The following is an 18,819-nucleotide window of genomic DNA, read 5'->3' as shown; positions in this document are numbered from 1 at the left end:
ACGAGCGTAGGGTGAGAGCATGCCTCGCGTCATCGTCTTCGGCGGCCACGGCCGTATCGCGCTCCTGCTCGCACCACTCCTCGTCGCCCGCGGCGACGAGGTGACCTCCGTCATCCGGAATCCCGACCATGTCGCAGAGGTCGAAGCCGGGGGAGCGCACGCCCTCGTCGCCGACGTCGAGAGCCTCGACACGGCAGCCCTGGCAGAACTCATCCGCGGGCACGACGCCGTCGTCTGGTCGGCCGGCGCCGGCGGGGGCGATCCGCAGCGCACCTACGCCGTCGACCGCGACGCGGCCATCCGCACGATGGATGCCGCGGCCATCGCCGGGGTGCGCCGATACGTCATGGTGTCCTGGCTCGGGTCGACCGCCGATCACGGCGTCCCCGAGGGAGCGGACTTCTTCCCCTACGCCGACGCGAAGTGGGCGGCAGACGAGCACCTCCGCGGCACCGAGCTGGAGGGCACGATCCTCGCCCCTGGCACGCTGACGTTCGACGAACCCACAGGGCGGATCCGGATCGATCCTGATGGCCGAGGGGCGGTGTCTCGGGCCGACGTCGCCACGGTGATCGCCGAGGCCCTCTCCGACATGTCGACGATCGGCCGCACGATCCGCTTCGGCAACGGCACCCCCGAGGCCTCGGCGCCGATCGTCGAGGCGCTGTCGAGCTGATGCGCGTGCGGCGCGCCCGGTGGCTCTCGGTCGCGGCGGCGATCGTGCTCACGGGGCTGTGCACTCCGGTGCTCGGTGCCGCCGCCTCTTCGCCTCTACCCGCGACGACGGCTCCGCCCTCCGCTGTGTCTGTGCCGTCAGAGGATGGTCCCGACGCGGATGCCGCTCGGACGGTCGCGGGCATGACCACCGCCGAGCAGGCGGCGAGCGTCGTCATGGGGCACATCCCCTCGACGGATGCCGCCGCGCTGACCGCCTACATGTCGCAGGGCCTCGGCGGGTTCATCCTGATGGGTGCGAACATCCCCGCGACCTCCGCCGAGCTGGAGACGCTGACGGCTGCTCTCGTCGTCGATCCGTCGCGGCCGCCGCTCATCGCCGTGGACCAGGAGGGAGGTCTGGTCTCCCGTCTGCCGGCCGACGGCTACGCGTCGTCCCGGACGCTGAAGGGCCTCCCCGTGGAGGCGACCTCCGCCGCGTTCTCCGCCCGAGGCGCTCTCGTCGCCCAGTCGGGTATCGACGTGGACTTCGGCACGATCGCCGACGTGACCGCCGACCCCTCGTCGTTCATCTACGGGCGCGCGCTCGGCACGGATCCCCAGGGCGCCGCGGAGAGGGTCGCCGCGGCGACGACCGCCCAGGAGTCGTTCGTCGCGTCGACCCTGAAGCACTTCCCGGGGCATGGGGCGGCTCCCGGTGACTCGCATCACGCCATCCCCACGACCGACGAGAGCCTCGAGCAGTGGCGCGCATCCGACGCCCTGCCCTTCATCGCCGGCGTCAACGCGGGGGCGTCCCTGCTCATGTTCGGGCACCTGGCCTACACCGCAGTCGACGCCGCGCCGGCTTCCCTCTCGGCGCGCTGGCATGAGATCGCCCGTGACGAGCTGGGTTTCCGCGGGGTGATCGTGACCGACGATCTCGGGATGCTGCAGTCCTCCGGCATCCCCGAGTACCGTGATCCCGTCGCCAACGCTGTGGCGGCCCTCGCGGCGGGCAACGACCTCGTGCTGATGGTCGCGGGCTCCACACCCGAGACCGCGGGGCAGATGGTCGCGGGCATCGTCGCCGCCGTCGAGAGCGGCGCGCTCTCCGCAGAGCGCCTCGCCGACGCCGCGACGCGCGTGCTGGCCCTGCGCCTGCGACTGTCGGCGACGTCGGCCGACTGGACGCTGTGCCCTACGTGCGAACCGGTGAGCTGAGCCAGGCGTCGAGCAGGGCCGAGCGCAGCGCAGCGCCGCGCTCGGCGAATCCGCGCTGGCGTCGCACGTACTCGGCCTTGCCCTCGGCGGTCTCGATGGGCACGGGCACGACATCCCACGCCGACAGATCGTACGGGGCGGCCTCCATGTCGAGGAGCCGGATGTCGCGGGCGAGCTCGAACGCGTCGAGCAGCAGCTCTCCGGGGACGAGAGGCCCGAGCTTCATGGCCCACTTGTACAGGTCCATGCCCGCGTGCAGGCACCCCGGCTGCTCGAAGAGCGGCTGATCCTCGCGGGTGAGCGATCGGCGGTTCCGCGGTACGGCCTCGGGGGTGAAGAACCGGAACGCGTCGAAGTGCGTGCAGCGCAGATGGTGGTTCTCGACGACGGCATCCGTTCCCGCCTGTCCGAGTCGCAGCGGCACGGGGTGCCTGTGCTCCTCCTGCCGGTACACCATGGCCCACTCGTGCAGCCCGAAGCAGCCGAACTGGCCGGGTCGTGATGCAGTGCGCCGCAGCATCCGCTCGATGAGGGCCGCGAGCTCCGGCTTGTCGGCCGCGAATGCGGACGCGTCCGGCGTCAGGCCCGATCCCGCGGGGGTGTACCACCGCCAGCCGATGCGCTCGGGGGCGTCGTCGATGACGACGCCGGCCCCGGGGTGCCAGCGACGCAGCTGCGCGGGCTTGTAGGCGTAGTACGTGAAGAGGAAGTCCCACACCGGGTGCTTCTCGCGACGGGACGCACGATCGCGGTGCGCCGCGGTGAGGGCGTCCGCTCTCCGCTGGTGCGCCTGTTCGCGCTCCGTCCACTCGGACCGGGTGAGGGACATGTCAGTGCAGGATGCCGGCTTCGCCGAGCAGATCGCGCAGACCGGCGCCGTCCTCAGCGCTCACCCAGGGCGCGACGTGCTCGGAGTGCTCCTCCTTGCCGGTGCGTCCTCCGGCGAGGACCGCCTCGGCGGGGAGGAGCCGACGGATCGCGACGCCGGCGACGGAGTCGGGGTGCTCGTCCATGAACTCGGAGTAGATGGACTCGTCGTGCTGCCCGTCGTCGCCGATGAGCAGCCACTGTACGTGGGGGAACTCGGAGGCCAGACGGCGCAGGTTGGTGAGCTTGTGCTCGCGCCCGCTGCGGAACCACCGGTCGTGCGTCGGACCCCAGTCGGTGAGCAGCATCGAGCCCGTCGGGAACAGATGACGCCCGAGGAAGCGGGTGAGCGTCGGAGCGACGTTCCAGGCGCCGGTGGAGAGATAGACCATGGGGGCACCGGGATGCTGGCGCAGCAGCTGGTCGAGCAGCACCGCCATGCCCGGTACGGGGAGGCGGGCGTGCTCGTCGACGACGAAGGAGTTCCACGCGGCGATGAACGGGCGGGGGAGCGCGGTGACCATGACGGTGTCGTCCACGTCGGACACGACGCCGAAGCGGGTCTCCTCCCCGACGATGAACGCGGTGGCGTCGACGGGAGGCTGCCCCTCGACGGAGACGGTGAATGTCTGCCAGCCGGCGGGGAGGTCGGCGTCGATGACGGCGTCGATCACGCCGCCGCGGTCGGCCACCACGTCATGGGTCGCGTCTCCGATCCGCACCGTGACCTTCGCGAAGCTCACGGGGATGCTGACGAAGCTGCGCCAGCCGCGGACGCTCGCCGGTTCGCCGTCCCGTGTGCGGCGCTGCGGCGGGACGATGAGCACCCGCCCGACCACACGAACCCAGCCGGGACCCCCGTAGCCGGGGAACGGGACGATCGTGGCGGTGCGTCCCCGACGGCGCGCTCGGCCCTCTCGCCACACGTGGAAGCGGTGCTCGAGACGGGCGAACCAGTGGATCCTGGGGGCCGGGGGTGCAGAGGCCATTGCCTCAGTCTTTCACGTCGGCGCCCGCGTCCGCTTCCGTGGTGTCGAGGTGACGCGCCTCGAGACGGGTCAGCACCTTCTTGCCCACGACGATGAGTACGAGGAACAGCGCGATGACGCCGACGAAGATGTACCCCGCGAAGTGCACGCGGTCGACCATCTCGCGGAAGCTCCCCGCGGCGAGGGAGGTCACACTCACATAGGCCGTTGCCCACAGCAGGCAGGCCGGTGCGGTCCACGCGAGGAAGCGCCGATAGGAGTAGCCGCTCATCCCCACGGTGAGCGGCACCAGCGAGTGCAGCACGGGAAGGAAGCGGGAGAGGAAGATCGCGATGCCTCCACGGCGGGCGAGATAGGTCTCCGCCCTGACCCAGTTGTGCTCGCCGACCTTCCTGCCGACCCAGGACGTGCGGATGTGCGGACCGAGCCAGCGGCCCAGCACGAAGCCGATGCTCTCGCCGATCAGCGCGCCCACCACGACGGCGATCACCATGGCGACGGCTTCGGTAGGGCTGGAGACGCCCATCGACGCGATGATCACCACGGTGTCTCCGGGGAAGATGAGCCCGATGAGGATGCTCGTCTCGAGCATGACCGCCAGCCCCGCGATCAGGGTGCGTGCGACCGGATCGATCGACTGCACGGTGTCGAGAAGCCAGAGCAGGAACCCATCCATGTCATGAGAGTACGGGAGGCACCGGGATCTAGGCTGGAAAGGTGCCCGAACGACTGACCGCCCGAGCGCTGCCCGGCGACGCGGATCCGGCGGCCCTCTTCCTCGCGCTCGAAGCCGTGTGCCCCGATGTCTTCTGGCTCGACGCCGGCGCTGCGGCGCAGGAGGGCTGGAGCTTCGTCGGAACGGGTGGGGTCTCATCACTGCCCGACGCCGTGCGGGTGGACGGTGCGGCGGCCTCCGGCATCCCCTTCCAGGGCGGGTGGGTCGGATGGTGCGACTACGAGTCCGGTGCGCGCACGGCGGGGGCCCCGACGGCGGACGCCGAGGGCGACGCGTGGCTGCGGGTGACCAGGGCCGCAGCCTTCGAGCACGCCACGGGGCGGGTCTGGGCGCTCGCCGACGATGAGGACCTCGACGAGTGGTCGGCGTTCGTGTCGGAGCGCAGGACGCCGCCGCCCGTTCCCCCTGTCACGACGGTGCCGCGCACGGCCGAGGCCCGGCACACCCCTGGCGAGTACGCGGACCTCATCGAGCAGTGCCGAGAGCTCATCAGGGCCGGCATCGCGTATCAGCTGTGCCTCACCACGCGCTTCACCGTCAGGGGACGGCAGGACGAGGTCGGCTCCTACCTGCGGCTGCGTGCCGCGACGCCCGCCCACCACGGCGGGTTCCTGCGGATCGGCGGGCGTGCCCTGCTGAGCGCCAGTCCCGAGCAGTTCCTCCACGCGAGCGGCGGAGTCATCCGCACCAGGCCGATCAAGGGCACCCGCCCGCGCAGCGCCGATCCGGCGGCGGATGCCGCGCTCGCCGCGGAGCTGCAGGCAGACCCCAAGGAGCGCGCCGAGAACGTCATGATCGTCGACCTCATGCGCAACGACCTCTCCCGCGTGTGCGAGCCGGGGTCGATCCGCGTCGACGGACTGTGGGTCGTGGAGAGCTATCCGGAGGTGCACCAGCTCGTCAGCACGGTGAGCGGAACCGCGGCCGCGGGCACCACGGTCGGCGACCTGATGGCCGCGACGTTCCCCGCCGGCAGCATGACCGGTGCTCCCAAGCTCTCCGCCATGACCCGGCTGCACGACCTCGAAGGCGGACCCCGCGGCGTCTACGCGGGGTGCTTCGGCTACGTCGGCGTGAACGGCGACGTCGACCTCGCGATGGTCATCCGCAGCATCCTGATCGATGACGAGCAGGCGGTGGTCGGCGCGGGCGGCGGGATCACCTGGCGCTCTGTCGCGGCATCCGAGGTGGCGGAGGTGGCGACCAAGGCGCGAGCCCCGCTGGCGGCCCTCGGCGCGGAAACGCCCGCGCTCTGGGGTTCCGATATCCTGAACTGATCCCGCTTTTTGTTCAGATTGGTTGTGCGTTCGTTTTGACTGAGAACTTCTCCACCGTTCCCGCCGACGACGAGGTCTCCTCGGCGCACGCCATCCAGGCCAAGTGGCAGAAGTACTGGGCCGACAACGAGACGTTCCTCACCGGCGGCGACGACGACACGCGCCCCCGCCGGTACGTGCTGGCGATGTTCCCCTACCCCTCCGGCGACCTGCACATGGGGCACGCGGAGAACTACCTGTACTCCGACATCGTGGCGCGTTTCTGGCGTCACCGCGGACACAACGTCCTGAACCCGATCGGGTGGGACTCCTTCGGCCTGCCCGCCGAGAACGCGGCCATCCGCAGGGGCGCCGACCCCAAGGAGTGGACCTACCAGAACATCGCCCAGCAGAAGACGGGCTTCCAGGCCTACGGCGTCTCGTTCGACTGGAGCCGTGTGCTGCACACCTCGGACCCCGAGTACTACCGCTGGAACCAGTGGCTGTTCCTGAAGCTGTACGAGCGGGGTCTGGCGTACCGCAAGAAGAGCCCAGTGAACTGGTGCCCCAACGACCAGACGGTGCTCGCGAACGAGCAGGTCGTCGACGGACGCTGCGAGCGCTGCGGCGCCGAGGTCGTCAAGAAGAAGCTCACGCAGTGGTACTTCCGCATCACCGACTACGCCGACCGCCTGCTGGACGACCTGAACCAGCTGGAGGGCTTCTGGCCGTCGAAGGTGCTGCAGATGCAGCGCAACTGGATCGGCCGCTCCGTCGGCGCCGACGTCGACTTCCGCATCGAGGGTCGTGACGAGCCGGTCACGGTGTTCTCCACGCGCCCCGACACGCTGCACGGCGCGACGTTCTTCGTCGTCGCCCCCGACGGCGACCTGGCCGCCGAGCTGGCCGCCGAGGCGCCCGACGAGGTGCGCGAGCGCTTCCAGGGCTACCTGACCGAGGTGCAGAAGACCACCGACATCGATCGTCAGGCGACCGACCGCCCGAAGACCGGCGTGTTCCTGGAGCGCTACGCGATCAACCCGGTCAACGGCGAGAAGCTGCCGATCTGGGCCGCCGACTACGTGCTGGCCGACTACGGCCACGGCGCCGTCATGGCCGTGCCTGCGCACGACCAGCGTGACCTCGACTTCGCCCGCGAGTTCGGCCTGCCGATCAAGGTCGTCGTCGACACCACCGCTCCCATCACCGGCGCGATGCCCGTCATCGAGGTCGATGAGGACGGCGTGCCGATCGACACGATGCCCTCGCTCGACGACCAGCACCCGTCCGTCACCGGCACGGCGCTGACCGGCGAGGGCCGCATGATCAACTCCGGCGAGCTGAACGGACTGTCCAAGCGCAACGCGATCGCCCGCGCGATCGAGCAGCTCGAGGCATCAGGAACCGGCCGCGCCGCGAAGAACTACCGTCTGCGCGACTGGCTGATCTCCCGCCAGCGCTTCTGGGGCACGCCGATCCCGATGCTGCACGCCGACGACGGCCGCATCATCCCGGTCCCCGAGGACCAGCTCCCCGTGAAGCTGCCCAGCGTCGAGGGTCTCGACCTGTCGCCGAAGGGCGCGTCGCCGCTGGGCGCCGCCGAGGGGTGGGTGCGCACGGTCGACCCGGAGTCCGGCGACCCCGTGCTGCGCGATCCCGACACGATGGACACCTTCGTCGACAGCTCGTGGTACTTCCTGCGCTTCCTGTCTCCGAACAGCGACACCGTGGCGTTCGACCCCAAGCAGGCATCCCGCTGGGCGCCGGTGGACTCCTACATCGGCGGTGTCGAGCACGCCATCCTGCACCTGCTGTACGCGCGGTTCATCACGAAGGTCCTCTTCGACATGGGGCTCATCGACTTCACCGAGCCGTTCTCGAACCTGATCAACCAGGGCATGGTCATCCTCAACGGCACCAAGATGTCGAAGAGCAAGGGCAACCTGGTCCTCTTCCAGGAGGAGCTCGACGCGCACGGCGCCGACGCGCTGCGCGTCGGCCTGGCCTTCGCCGGCCCCGTGGAGGACGACAAGGACTGGGCGGACGTCTCGACGACGGGCGCGCAGAAGTTCCTGGCGCGCGCCATGCGCATCGCCGGCGAGGTCTCGAGCCCCGTGGACGTCGTGTTCGACGGCGGGGACGCCGCGCTGCGCCGTGCCACGCACAAGCTGCTGTCCGAGGCGCCGGCCCTCGTCGAGCAGACGAAGTTCAACGTGCTGGTCGCCCGGCTGATGGAGCTGGTGAACGTCACCCGCAAGACGATCGACGGCGCCGCGGGCGCCGCCGACCCCGCCGTGCGCGAGGCCGCCGAGACCATCGCCGTGATGCTCGACCTCATCGCCCCGCACACCGCGGAGGAGATGTGGGAGATCCTCGGTCATGAGCCCTCCGTCGGTCTGGTGACCTGGCGCTCGGCGGACTCGGCGCTGCTCGTCGAGGACACGGTCACGGCCGTGGTCCAGGTGGGCGGCAAGGTGCGCGCCCAGCTCGAGGTGCCCGCCCGTATCGGCGAGGCCGAGCTCGAGGCCCTGGCCCGCGCCGACGAGCGCGTGATCCGATCGATCGGCGACAGGGAGATCGTGAAGGTCGTCGTGCGAGCCCCGAAGATCGTCAGCATCGTCGTCAAGGGCTGAGAGCTCGTCCACAGTCCGCCGGGGTCGGCGGCTTGTCCACCGGCCCCGGTCTCACGGCTCCTGAGCATCCGTCCACGCCCCTAGCGTGGTCGGATGCCGCAACCGACGTCGTCCTCCGCACCACGCACGCTCCGACTGAGCATCGGCGCCGCCGTCGTGCTCGGTCTCGTCGTGCTGTCGGCCGCGGTGGGCCTCGGGATCATGCGGGGTCAGGCCGCGCCGACGGAGTTCGTTCCGGTCGCCGATGCATCCGCGGCGCCGTCCGGCGACCTCTACGTTCACGTGCTGGGGGCGGTGCAGAGCCCTGGACTGTACGTGCTGGATCTGGATTCTCGAGTGGTCGATGCCGTGGCGGCCGCCGGGGGAACGACCGACCAGGCCGACCTCGCCGCCGTCAACCTCGCCAGGGTGCTCGCAGACGGGGAGCAGATCATCGTGCCCTCGACCGGAGCGGGCGTCGAGGCCGGAGCCCCTGCGGCCCCGACCGATGACCGCATCGATCTGAACACGGCCGACCAGACCGCGCTGGAGACGCTGCCGCGAATCGGCCCCGCGCTGGCCGAGCGCATCATCTCCTGGAGGGAGGAGAACGGGCGATTCGGCTCGGTCGACGACCTGCTGGCGGTCCCGGGGATCGGAGAGAAGCTGCTCGCCGGCATCCGCGACGGAGTCCGGGTGTGAGGCGCGACCTGCGGCTGCTGCCGGTGGCGGGGGCGACGTGGGGAGCGGCTCTCCTCGGCGTGTTCGCACCGGAGGCCGCACCCTGGGTCGCCGGAGGAAGTGTGCTCGCGGCTGTCATCGCGGTGGTGTTCGGATCGGAGCGCTCCTCGGCGAGCGGATCGGGTCTGTCGGCCGTCGTCTTCTCCGCAGCGGCGGCCGCGTCGCTGGCGGTGTGCGTCGCTCTTCCAGCCAGGGACGCCGCCGATGCATGGGACAGCAGGTTCGTCGAGGCGACCTGCGAGATCACGTCCTCCGCGTCGGTGGGTCGCGACGGGCGGCTGTGGGTGGATGCCGAACTCACGGGCATCGGGTCACCGGGCGACGTGCGACCTGCGTCAACGCCGGTGCGGCTCGGTCTCGATGCCGGGGAGGGATATGACCTGGGCGCCGCCGTCCGCATACGGGGAGAGGCCGCATCGACCGACCCGGGGGAGCGCGGAGCGCTCGTGGTGTTCTCGAGCTCCGCCGCGATCGAACGTCCGGCCGTGGGGATCTTCGCGGTCGCTGCGGGCGCCAGGCACGAGTTCATCGCGAGGTCGACGCGGCTGCCGGAGCCCGGAGCAGGGCTGCTGCCCGGCCTGGCCGTGGGGGACACGAGGGCGGTCGGCGCCGAGCTGAACGACGACATGCGGATCAGCGGGCTGAGCCACCTCACCGCGGTGTCGGGAGCCAACTGCGCGATCGTGGTCGGTGCCGCGTTCTGGCTGGTGGCGCTGTGCGGGGGAGGGCGGAGGCTGCGCGTGGTCCTCGCGGCGATCGCGCTGGCCGGTTTCGTCGTGCTCGTCACACCCGAGCCGAGCGTCGTCAGAGCGGCCGTCATGGCGGGCGCGGCCATGCTGTCGGTGCTGCTGGGGCGGCCAAGCGCGGGGGCGGGGCTCCTCGCTCTCTGCGCGAGCGCGATCCTGATCGTCGATCCCTGGCTCGCGGCGACACCGGGGTTCGCGCTGTCGGTGGCGGCCTCCGGCGCTCTCATCCTGCTCGCGCCCCCGCTCGCGAGAGGAATGGCGCGATGGATGCCGCAGCCCCTCGCTCTGGCCATCGGCGTGCCGCTCTCGGCGCAGCTCGTCTGCGCCCCGATCATCGCCCTGTTCGCAGAGCAGCAGTCGCTCGTCGGCGTCGTGGCGAACATGATCGCCGAACCCGCGGCTCCCATCGCCACCGTGGTCGGGCTGCTCGCCTGTCTCGCCGCGCCGCTGCCGTTCCTGGCCGACGTGCTCGCGGCGTCGGCCTGGCTTCCCGCCGCGTGGATCGCCGCCACAGCCGAAGTGAGCGCCGAACTGCCTCTCGCCCAGGTGCCGCTCGTGCCCGGCATCGGCAGCGCCCTGCTCGTCGCCGTCCTCAGCGCGGCAGCGGCCCTGCTGCTGGTCCGGCCGAAGGAGAGGGTTGCGCTCATACGGCCGGTGCGCTGGGCACGAGCCACGGCGGCCGTCGTGATCGTCGTCGCCGTCGCGCTGGGCGGAGCACAGGTTCTGCTCCGCGGACCGCTCGCGACGGCGACGAGCCCCGACGGGTGGGCGATCGCCGCGTGCGACATCGGACAGGGCGATGCTCTCGTCGTCCGATCGGCGGGTAGGACGGCGCTGATCGACACGGGCCCCGATCCCGACCTGCTCGGGGATTGCCTGCGCTCTCTCGGCGTCGAGCGCGTCGACCTGCTCGTGCTCACGCACTTCGATCTCGACCATGTCGGAGGCGTCGATGTCGTGCAGGGCCGGGTGGACCGGGTACTGCACGGACCGTCCGATGCGCCTGACGACGTCCGCCTGCTCCAGCGCCTGGCCGCAGGAGGCGCCCATCTCGTCGACGCGGCGTCCGGCCTCGAGGGAATGCTCGGCGACGCATCGTGGCGCGTGCTCTGGCCGCAGCGGGCTTCGTCGGCCTTCCCCGCCGGCAACGACGCCAGCGTCGTCGTCGAGTTCGGAGGCGGTGGCGTGCCGCGATCGCTGTTCCTCGGCGATCTCTCGGCGGAGTCGCAGCGGATGCTGCAGCGCACGGCGCATCTCGGCTCGGACATGACCGTCGTGAAGGTCGCGCATCACGGAAGCGCCGATCAGGACGCCGGGCTGTACGAGGCGCTGAGGCCCGCCGTCGCCGTGATCAGCGTCGGGGAGGGGAACGACTACGGGCACCCGAGAGCGGAGATCCTCGCGATCCTGCAGGCCGTCGGGGCGCACGTCCTGCGCACCGATCAGCGGGGCCGCATCCTGATCGGCATGAAGGACGGCGCCGTCGAGGTCTGGACCGAGAGGAGCGTCGGCGGCCCCGGGTAGGCTGGAAACATGGCAGCTTCGCGTACTCCGGCCCGTGGGGGCGCCAAGCCCACCAAGATCCGTCAGGTGCCGTGGCGCGAGCCGCAACCGGCCCCGGTCGTGCTGGTCTTCGGTCCGGAGGAGGTCTGCGCCGAGCGCGCGATCGCCGGTGTGCGCGACTACCTGCGGGCGGAAGATCCCGCGCTCGAGGTCAGCGATGTCCGTGCCGACGACTATGCCCCCGGCACGCTGCTCTCCCTCACCTCGCCCTCGCTGTTCGGCGAGCCTCGGCTGGTGCGGGTGTCAGGGGTGGAGAAGTGCTCGGATGCGTTCCTGCAGGAGGCCGTGTCGTATCTCGACCACCCGCAGGAGGGCGCCACGGTCATCCTCCGACACACCGGCGCGAGCGTGCGGGGCAAGAAGCTCCTCGACGCCCTCCGCGCCGGCACGGGCGACGGCATCGAGATCGCCTGCCCCGCGATCAAGCGCGACGGCGACAGAGCCGACTTCGCGGCGGGGGAGTTCAAAGCCGCGAAGAAGCGCATCGCCCCGCCGGCGCTGCGTGCGCTGGTCTCCGCCTTCTCCGACGATCTGACCGAGCTCGCGGCGGCGTGCCAGCAGCTGATCGGTGACGTCGAGGGCGACGTCACCGAAGACGTCGTCACCAAGTACTACGGCGGGCGCGTGGAGGTCTCGGCCTTCGTGGTCGCCGACACCGCCATCTCCGGACGATACGGAGAGGCGCTGGTCTCGCTGCGTCATGCCCTGGCCTCCGGCGCCGACCCTGTTCCGATGGTCGCCGCCTTCGCGATGAAGCTGCGCACCATGGCTCGTGTGGCAGGCAACCGCGAGCCCAGCCGTCAGCTCGCCCAGCGGCTCGGCATGAAGGACTGGCAGGTCGACAGGGCGCGTCGCGATCTCGCGGGGTGGAACGAGCGGTCGCTCGGCATGGCCATCCAGGCGACCGCGCGAGCGGATGCCGAGGTGAAGGGCGCCGCGCGCGACCCGATCTTCGCGCTGGAACGCATGGTCACCGTCATCGCGACCCGCCAGCCGTTCGGAGAAGACGCATGAGACTCATCCTCATCCGCCATGGACAGACGCCGAGCAACGTCATCGGCGCTCTCGACACCGGCCGCCCCGGGCCCGGTCTCACGTCTCTGGGAGCGCTGCAGGCTGCGGCGATCCCGGCGGCTCTCGCAGACGAGGCGATCGATGCCGTCTACATCTCTCCGCTGACCCGCACCGGGCTCACGGCTGCACCGCTCGCGGCTGCCCGCGGGCTCACCCCAGAGGTGGTCGAGGGGCTCGAGGAGATCAGCGCGGGCCGGTGGGAGATGCGCAGCGATCGGGAGGCCGTGCAGGCCTACGTCGGCGCGGCGCGGCGCTGGCTGACCGGGGACCCGGAGTTCGCGATCGAGGGCGGAGAGAGCGGTACGCAGTTCTTCGACCGTTACGACGCGGCCATCGCGCGAGTGGCACGGGAGAACGTCGACGGTGCAGCGGTCGTGGTCAGTCACGGTGCGGCGATCCGCGTCTGGGCGGCTGCGCGGGTGGGCGGTGTCGATCTCGAGGACGCCGTGCACTGGCGCCTCTACAACACGGGCATGTGCATGCTGGACGGCGATCCCGATGCAGGGTGGAGGCTCATCCGGTGGCAGCAGGAGCCGTTGGGCGGACTCGATCTCGAAGACGCCCTCGCACAGGACGTTCCGGCCGCGCCGGTCGGAGAGCCGGGGGAGCCGATCGCCACCGCTCCGTGACATCCCCGTCACACGAAGCACCTCCCCTCGCACGAAGAAGGCCCGTCTCGAAAGAGACGGGCCTTCTTCAGAAGCGGGGCTCAGAGAGCGGCAACCTGCTTGGCGATGGCCGACTTGCGGTTCGCAGCCTGGTTCTGGTGGATGACACCCTTGCTGACGGCCTTGTCGAGCTTGCGGGAGGCGGTCTTCAGCGCGGCCTCGGCAGCAGCCTTGTCGCCGCTGGCGACGGCGGCGCGGGTGGCGCGGACGTGCGTCTTCAGTTCGCTCTTCACGGCCTTGTTGCGCTCGTGAGCCTTCTCGTTGGTCTTGTTGCGCTTGATCTGCGACTTGATGTTTGCCACGTGTGGACGCTTTCTGTACAGGAGTTGTTTCGGAAATGCCGGCCGGAGAAGAGGGCTCCTGCGCGACGGTCGTGAGGGAAGAACCCACACGCAAGCCAAGAGTCGAGTCTACCAGCATCCGACACCATCTCCCTAAACGGGTGTCGAGTTGCGGAACTCAGTCGCGCACGGGGCGGTACTGGGTGCAGAATCATCACTATCCCGACACTGACGTCAAGGACCCTTCATGACACTCGCCCTCCCGCCGGGCCTCCGGTTCTCCGCAGCCACCTCCGCGTTCCAGATCGAAGGATCGCGAACAGCCGACGGCAGGGGGAGATCGATCTGGGATGACTTCCTGGAGCGTCCAGGGGCGATCATCGACGGCAGCACCGCTGAACCCGCGTGCGACAGCTACCGTCATCCTGAGCAGGACGTGGCTCTGGCCGCCGGCCTCGGGCTCGACCGCTACCGGTTCTCCATCCAGTGGGCGCGCATCCAGCCGGACGGCTCGGGGCCCGGGAACAGCGCGGCGCTCGACCACTACTCGCGATTCGTCGACCTCCTTCTCGATGCCGGGGTCACGCCGTTCCCTACGCTCTTCCACTGGGAGATGCCGAGCGCCGTCGAGGCCGACGGAGGCTGGTTGAACCGCGACACCGCATCGCGCTTCGCCGAGTACGCAGCACTCGTCGTCGATCGCCTCGGGGATCGGGTGAGGCACTGGTACACCCTCAACGAACCGGCCATGATGACGCTGCAGGGGTATGCCACCGGCGCTCTCGCCCCGGGGAAGCAGCTGCTGTTCGGGGCGCTCCCCACCGTCCACCACCAGCTTCTCGGGCATGCCGGAGCAGCCGCCGTGCTCCGCGCGAGCGGGGCCGCGAGCGTCGGACTCGTCAACAACCACACCTGGGTCCTGCCGCTGCGCGACTCGGAGGAGGACGCGGCGGCCGCGTTCACGTACGATCTCGTCCACAACCGGGTCTTCAGCGAGCCGCTGCTCGACGGCGTCTACCCCGATCTTGAGGCGCTCGGTCTGCCGAGCATGCCCGTGCAGGACGGCGACCTCGAGAGCATCCACGGCTCCATCGACTTCTACGGCATCAACTTCTACAACCCGACCACGGTGACGACAGCGGATGCCGACAGCCCGATCCCGTTCGACATCGTGCCGACACCCGGAGTGCCCGTGACCGGCTTCGGACCGGAGTGGCCGATCATGCCGAGCGCGCTCCGCGATCTCCTGATCGATCTCAAGAGACGGCATCCGCAGCTGCCGCCGGTCATCATCGGCGAGAACGGCGCGTCGTTCCCCGAGCCGGAGCGGGCGGGACGCGTCGACGACGATGACCGCATCTCGTACCTGAAGGGCCATCTGGGCGCGGTCGCCGAGGCGATCTCCGCCGGGGTCCCGGTCGAGGAGTACACCGTGTGGTCGCTGCTCGACAACTGGGAATGGGCCGACGGCTACACCCAGAGGTTCGGTCTCGTGCACGTCGACTTCGAGACGGGGGAGCGCACCCCCAAGGCGTCGTACGACTGGTATCGCGAGCTGATCGCGGCCGTCCGCCGCGGGACGGAGGAGGGACGGTGAGCTCTTCGACGAAGGTCGGCGCCCGATGGATGTCGCTGTTCACGCTCGCTTGGCTGGCGATCTGGACCGTGCAGCTCACCCCTGTCCAGCTGCTGCTCCCGTTGCAGTTGGACACCCCGGAAGACGACTGGATCAGGGGAGTCGTCTCGTCCGGGCTCGTGCTCGGCATCGGAGGCCTGGCGGGTATCGTCGCCGGCCCCGTGGCGGGCGCCCTCTCGGATCGTGCGGGTGCAGGTCGCCGTCGTCGCCGCCCGTGGGCGCTCGGCGGCGTCTGGCTCACGGTCCTCTGCCTGGTCCTCACCGGCTTCACCGAGGGGCCGTGGGCGGTCGGAGCGGCCTGGGTTGGTGTGTCCATCGGCGTCGCCGTATCGTCCGCGGCGTTCACCGCGCTGATCGCCGATCAGCTGCCGCCCACGCAGCGTGGCGCCGCATCGGCGGCGGTGGGCTCGAGCCAGGCCGTCGGCATCGTGCTCGGCGTCGGACTCGTCGTGCTGCTCGGGCTCGGCATCCTCTCCGGGTATCTGCTGCTCGCCGGCATCATCGCCGTCGTGGGGACCGCCGCGGCAGTGCTGCTTCCCGACCCGCCCGCGTCCGAGGCCCTTCTGCCGACGCGTGGCGAAGGGCGGCTGCTGGCGTCGCTGCGAGATCGGGATTTCGCCTGGATGCTGTCGGGGCGCCTGGTCGCCAACGTCGGCAACGCCCTCGGCACGGCCCTGTTCCTCTTCTTCCTGCTGCACGGGCTCGGCCAGCCGAACGCCGAGGCGCAGGACAACCTCCTGCTGCTGATCGTCGTCTACACCGTGTTCGTGGTGATCGCCTCCGTGCTCACGGGCGTGATCTCCGACCGCACCGGGAACCGCCGCACTCTCACCGTGGCCTCGACCCTCGTGCAGGCGTCGTCCGGAGTGCTCATCGCTCTCGTCCCGACTTTCGAGGCGACGATGGTCGCCGCCGCGCTCATGGGGCTCGGCTACGGAGCCTTCTCGACGGTCGGCCTGGCGTTCGCCGCCGACCTGCTGCCCGACGAGAAGGACCATGCGCGGGACCTGGGCATCGTGAACGTCACCGCCGCGCTCGGACAGCTCATCGGCCCCGTGCTCGGAGCCGGTCTCGTCGCGCTCGTCGGAGGCTTCTGGCTCGTGTTCGTGATGGCAGCTGTGCTGTCCGTGGTCGGGGGGATCCTCACCGCCTTCGCGCGGCAGCGTGTGCGTCAGGCCTGAGCCTCGATCGTCGCGATCGCGAGCTGCAGCGCCGCGTTGAACACCCGTGGGCGCATCGCGGTGACCAGGTGGGTCGTCCGCGGGACCACGATGAGCTCGGCGTGCGGGGCGAGCCGCTGGAACAGCCCCTCGTTGACCCGCAGCTGGTCGTACTGGCCGTTGATGAACCACAACGGGACGCGAATCCTCTCGACGGCGGAGGCGATGTCCAGCGTCGTGAGACTGCGCAGGGCGGCGTCCTGAGTGTCGAGAGCGTACCCGCCCGCGGCGAAGTCCGACCGGGTCTCCAGGGGGATCGTCGCGTCGAGGATCTTCTCGGTGAGCCACAGGCCCCGGTCGGGGAGCGAGTTCACCGCTCCGGCGAGGAGACGGTAGGCCGCCAGACCCGCGCCGTGGGGGAGCGAGGTGCAGGAGGCCGCGATGAGACCCGTGACCGGCGGTGTCTGCGCGCCTCCCGTGTACGCGAGCGACAGCAGGCCGCCCATCGAATGCCCGACGAGCAGTACGGGTCCCTTCTCCGCCGCCGCCCGCACGGCGGCGTCGATCGTGTGCAGCGCCTCGTGCAGGGTGAAGTCCTCGTGCAGACGCGTGCCGTGTCCAGGGAGGTCGACGGCGGTGGCGGTCATGCCGCGCTCGTCGAGATAGGCGAGCTGAGACCGCCACATCGTCGCAGAAGTGCGGATGCCGTGCACGAAGACGATCTGGACGCTCACGGACTTCAGCTTAGATAGGCCCTCCGACAACGCGAAAGCGGGGCCGGTGGATGTCCACCGGCCCCGCTCAGAGCGTGAGAAGGATTACTTCTTCTCGTAGCCCACGTTCTCCACCGGCTGGATGCCGAAGAGGTCGAGACCCACGTAGGGCTCGGGGGTGAGGTTGGCCAGCCCCTCCTTGACGGTCCAGATCTCCGGGCCGTTGAACGCGGGGAGGAGGCCCCACGTCATGGAGAAGATCTTCGCTTCCATCTCCATGGCCTTCTTCGTCTGCTCCACAGGGTCGGAGATGGTCTCCAGGTCCTCGTGGATCATCTTGTCGATCTCCGGCGTCTGGGTGCCCGTGAGGTTCAGGCTGTCGCCCTGGCAGTACAGCTGGCAGAACCACGCGGCGCCGAACGGGTCGGACGACGTGAAGTTGAGGAAGAAGATGTCGCCGTTCTGGGTGTTGTAGTCCTCAGCGAAGTCCGCGGACGGACGCATGTCCACCTCGACCTCGATGCCGACCTTCTTCAGCTGCGCCTGCACCGCGAGGGAACGGGCCTTGGCGGTCTCGGTGTCGCTGTGCACCGGGAAGACGAGCTTCAGGCGCACGCCGTCCTTCTCGCGGATGCCGTCGGAGCCCTTGGCCCAGCCGGCCTCGTCGAGGATCTTGTTCGCACCCTCGGTGTCGCCGTCCTTGCGGCCGGCCTTCTCCAGGGCGTTGAAGTAGTTCGGCTGGAACGAGAACAGCGTCAGCGAACCGGCCGGCTCCTCCGTGTAGTTGAGGCCGTTGAAGACGATCTGCTTGACCTCTTCGATGTTGATCGCCGACATGACGGCCTTGCGGACATCCAGGTCCTCGAGTGCCGGCGACTTCGCGTTCAGCGTGAAGAGCGCGTTCGCGGTGGCCTGGCCCTTGTAGGTGTGAACACCCTTGAGGTCCTCGACCTGAGCGAGAAGCTCAGCGCTGCCGGTCTCGGCCATGTCGACCTCGCCGTTGCGCAGAGCGTTCACTGCAGCGGTCGGCTCCATCTGGATGAAGGTGACCTTGTCGAGGAGAGGCTCGTTGCCCCACCACTTCGGGTTCGGGGTGAGGGTGACGACGCCACCGGTCTTGTCGTAGTCCGAAACGGTGTACGGACCGGCGCCCCACTCGGGGTGCCAGTCGCCCAGGAACGCCGTGTTGAACAGTTCCGGGGTGTTCACATCGGGGTGAAGGAGCTGCGAATAGACCATCTCCGGCCAGGCGAACTCGCCCTTGAAGGTGACGATGACGTCGTGGTCGTTCTCGCCGGCCTCGACAGACTCGATCTCCTTCCAGCCGTCGGTGGAGTTCGGCTGGTATTCCTCGTTCGTGCCGTTCTGGGCTTCCCAGGTTGTCTTGAACGAGCGCACGTCGATCGGCGTGCCATCGTTCCAGACGGCCTTCTCGTTGACCTTGAAGTGGAGGACGGTCTTGCCGTCCTCCACGCCGAAGGAGTAGTCGTCGAGGTACGCGTCGTTCTTGTAGACCGTGCCATCCGGCTTCATCAGCAGGATCTGCGGACGGAACCAGGTTCCGACCTGAGTGACGCGTGCATCTCCGTCGCCGTGGAAGTAGTTCAACTGCTCGGCGATGTTCGAGATCGGGATACGCAGCTCTCCGCCGACCTCGAGGTTCTCGCGAGGCTGGGGGTTGTAGTCAGCGCCTTCGACGGTCTGGGGGCCTTCGCTCCCACCGCCGGTGCCGCCTCCGTTGCCCGCTGGTGCACATGCGCTCATGGCGAGTGCGAGGGCGCCGCCGAGAGCGACGATGCCCAACAGCTTCTGATGCCGTTTCATGGTACTCCTTAGTGCCTGTCGGCCTTACTTGGGATAGGGGCAGACTATCTCCGCCCCTGGCGTGCGAAACGCATT

Annotated in this window: 16 protein-coding genes; 10 read left to right on the top strand and 6 right to left on the bottom strand. The window is 69.7% G+C overall.

Going from position 1 to position 18,819, the window contains the following annotated elements; genetic code table 11:
* Positions 1 to 19 precede the first annotated feature (19 nt).
* The gene (locus ACFY5A_RS15855) at positions 20 to 676 is read left to right on the top strand and encodes an SDR family oxidoreductase (protein ID WP_387235398.1); all 657 of its coding nucleotides are present in this window, start codon (positions 20 to 22) and stop codon (positions 674 to 676) included.
* 182 nt (positions 677 to 858) lie between these two features.
* Positions 859 to 1,878 (top strand): glycoside hydrolase family 3 N-terminal domain-containing protein, encoded by a 1,020-nt coding sequence (locus ACFY5A_RS15850; protein ID WP_341941964.1) that lies wholly within the window; start codon positions 859 to 861, stop codon positions 1,876 to 1,878.
* On the opposite strand, the gene ACFY5A_RS15845 is transcribed toward ACFY5A_RS15850, so the two are convergent.
* From ACFY5A_RS15845 to ACFY5A_RS15835, 3 genes are read right to left on the bottom strand one after another with little or no spacing between them, the layout of a single operon-like run.
* The gene (locus tag ACFY5A_RS15845) at positions 1,856 to 2,707 is read right to left on the bottom strand and encodes a 3-methyladenine DNA glycosylase (RefSeq protein ID WP_387235394.1); all 852 of its coding nucleotides are present in this window, start codon (positions 2,705 to 2,707) and stop codon (positions 1,856 to 1,858) included. The genes ACFY5A_RS15850 and ACFY5A_RS15845 overlap by 23 nt on opposite strands.
* Position 2,708: 1 nt before the next feature.
* Complete coding sequence (locus ACFY5A_RS15840) at positions 2,709 to 3,734, bottom strand: App1 family protein (RefSeq protein WP_105674515.1); 1,026 nt, start codon at positions 3,732 to 3,734, stop codon at positions 2,709 to 2,711.
* A 4-nt stretch (positions 3,735 to 3,738) separates the two neighbouring features.
* Positions 3,739 to 4,410 (bottom strand): DedA family protein, encoded by a 672-nt coding sequence (locus tag ACFY5A_RS15835; protein ID WP_387235391.1) that lies wholly within the window; start codon positions 4,408 to 4,410, stop codon positions 3,739 to 3,741.
* Positions 4,411 to 4,451: 41 nt separating this feature from the next.
* On the opposite strand from ACFY5A_RS15835, the gene ACFY5A_RS15830 reads away from it, so the two are divergent.
* The 6 genes from ACFY5A_RS15830 to ACFY5A_RS15805 all read left to right on the top strand — a co-directional run bounded on the left by ACFY5A_RS15830 (position 4,452) and on the right by ACFY5A_RS15805 (position 13,091).
* Entirely contained in the window at positions 4,452 to 5,747 is a 1,296-nt protein-coding gene (locus ACFY5A_RS15830; RefSeq protein ID WP_387235388.1) for an anthranilate synthase component I family protein, read from the top strand.
* Positions 5,748 to 5,782: 35 nt separating this feature from the next.
* Complete coding sequence (leuS, locus tag ACFY5A_RS15825) at positions 5,783 to 8,359, top strand: leucine--tRNA ligase (RefSeq protein ID WP_341941969.1); 2,577 nt, start codon at positions 5,783 to 5,785, stop codon at positions 8,357 to 8,359.
* A gap of 93 nt (positions 8,360 to 8,452) precedes the next feature.
* Positions 8,453 to 9,040: a helix-hairpin-helix domain-containing protein gene (locus tag ACFY5A_RS15820; protein ID WP_387235385.1), complete on the top strand. Its 588-nt coding sequence runs from the start codon at positions 8,453 to 8,455 to the stop codon at positions 9,038 to 9,040.
* The gene (locus ACFY5A_RS15815) at positions 9,037 to 11,349 is read left to right on the top strand and encodes a ComEC/Rec2 family competence protein (RefSeq protein ID WP_387235383.1); all 2,313 of its coding nucleotides are present in this window, start codon (positions 9,037 to 9,039) and stop codon (positions 11,347 to 11,349) included. Before ACFY5A_RS15820 ends, ACFY5A_RS15815 begins: the two co-directional genes overlap by 4 nt.
* A 9-nt stretch (positions 11,350 to 11,358) precedes the next feature.
* Positions 11,359 to 12,402 carry a DNA polymerase III subunit delta gene (holA, locus tag ACFY5A_RS15810; protein WP_223586305.1) on the top strand — a complete coding sequence of 348 codons (1,044 nt, stop codon included), beginning with the start codon at positions 11,359 to 11,361 and terminating at the stop codon, positions 12,400 to 12,402.
* Positions 12,399 to 13,091 (top strand): histidine phosphatase family protein, encoded by a 693-nt coding sequence (locus ACFY5A_RS15805; RefSeq protein ID WP_341941974.1) that lies wholly within the window; start codon positions 12,399 to 12,401, stop codon positions 13,089 to 13,091. Before holA ends, ACFY5A_RS15805 begins: the two co-directional genes overlap by 4 nt.
* An 80-nt stretch (positions 13,092 to 13,171) precedes the next feature.
* On the opposite strand, the gene rpsT is transcribed toward ACFY5A_RS15805, so the two are convergent.
* Positions 13,172 to 13,432: a 30S ribosomal protein S20 gene (rpsT, locus tag ACFY5A_RS15800; RefSeq protein WP_105674528.1), complete on the bottom strand. Its 261-nt coding sequence runs from the start codon at positions 13,430 to 13,432 to the stop codon at positions 13,172 to 13,174.
* Positions 13,433 to 13,658: 226 nt separating this feature from the next.
* Between rpsT and ACFY5A_RS15795 the strand changes: the two genes are divergently transcribed.
* On the top strand, positions 13,659 to 15,008 hold the full coding sequence (locus ACFY5A_RS15795) for a GH1 family beta-glucosidase (RefSeq protein WP_387235380.1): 1,350 nt from the start codon (positions 13,659 to 13,661) through the stop codon (positions 15,006 to 15,008).
* Complete coding sequence (locus ACFY5A_RS15790) at positions 15,005 to 16,228, top strand: MFS transporter (protein ID WP_223586308.1); 1,224 nt, start codon at positions 15,005 to 15,007, stop codon at positions 16,226 to 16,228. Before ACFY5A_RS15795 ends, ACFY5A_RS15790 begins: the two co-directional genes overlap by 4 nt.
* Here ACFY5A_RS15790 and ACFY5A_RS15785 read toward each other — a convergent pair.
* Positions 16,219 to 16,941 (bottom strand): alpha/beta fold hydrolase, encoded by a 723-nt coding sequence (locus ACFY5A_RS15785; RefSeq protein ID WP_387235377.1) that lies wholly within the window; start codon positions 16,939 to 16,941, stop codon positions 16,219 to 16,221. The two genes, ACFY5A_RS15790 and ACFY5A_RS15785, sit on opposite strands and share 10 nt — an antisense overlap.
* 84 nt (positions 16,942 to 17,025) lie before the next feature.
* The gene (locus ACFY5A_RS15780) at positions 17,026 to 18,744 is read right to left on the bottom strand and encodes an ABC transporter family substrate-binding protein (protein ID WP_387235374.1); all 1,719 of its coding nucleotides are present in this window, start codon (positions 18,742 to 18,744) and stop codon (positions 17,026 to 17,028) included.
* Positions 18,745 to 18,819: the final 75 nt, after the last annotated feature.

The sequence above is a fragment of the Microbacterium sp. NPDC012755 genome (assembly GCF_042901325.1).
GTDB lineage: Bacteria > Actinomycetota > Actinomycetes > Actinomycetales > Microbacteriaceae > Microbacterium > Microbacterium natoriense.
Note: the sequence above shows the minus strand (reverse complement) of the source record. Positions and strands in the feature narration are given on the sequence as shown.

What these genes read in the sequence shown, in the direction of transcription:
- ACFY5A_RS15820 (WP_387235385.1), top strand. Translation starts at nt 8,453, where the DNA reads ATGCCGCAACCGACGTCGTCCTCCGCACCACGCACGCTCCGACTGAGC.
- ACFY5A_RS15855 (WP_387235398.1), top strand. Translation starts at nt 20, where the DNA reads ATGCCTCGCGTCATCGTCTTCGGCGGCCACGGCCGTATCGCGCTCCTG.
- ACFY5A_RS15835 (WP_387235391.1), bottom strand. Translation starts at nt 4,410, where the DNA reads ATGGATGGGTTCCTGCTCTGGCTTCTCGACACCGTGCAGTCGATCGAT.
- ACFY5A_RS15780 (WP_387235374.1), bottom strand. Translation starts at nt 18,744, where the DNA reads ATGAAACGGCATCAGAAGCTGTTGGGCATCGTCGCTCTCGGCGGCGCC.
- ACFY5A_RS15805 (WP_341941974.1), top strand. Translation starts at nt 12,399, where the DNA reads ATGAGACTCATCCTCATCCGCCATGGACAGACGCCGAGCAACGTCATC.
- ACFY5A_RS15845 (WP_387235394.1), bottom strand. Translation starts at nt 2,707, where the DNA reads ATGTCCCTCACCCGGTCCGAGTGGACGGAGCGCGAACAGGCGCACCAG.
- holA (WP_223586305.1), top strand. Translation starts at nt 11,359, where the DNA reads ATGGCAGCTTCGCGTACTCCGGCCCGTGGGGGCGCCAAGCCCACCAAG.
- ACFY5A_RS15795 (WP_387235380.1), top strand. Translation starts at nt 13,659, where the DNA reads ATGACACTCGCCCTCCCGCCGGGCCTCCGGTTCTCCGCAGCCACCTCC.
- ACFY5A_RS15850 (WP_341941964.1), top strand. Translation starts at nt 859, where the DNA reads ATGACCACCGCCGAGCAGGCGGCGAGCGTCGTCATGGGGCACATCCCC.
- ACFY5A_RS15840 (WP_105674515.1), bottom strand. Translation starts at nt 3,734, where the DNA reads ATGGCCTCTGCACCCCCGGCCCCCAGGATCCACTGGTTCGCCCGTCTC.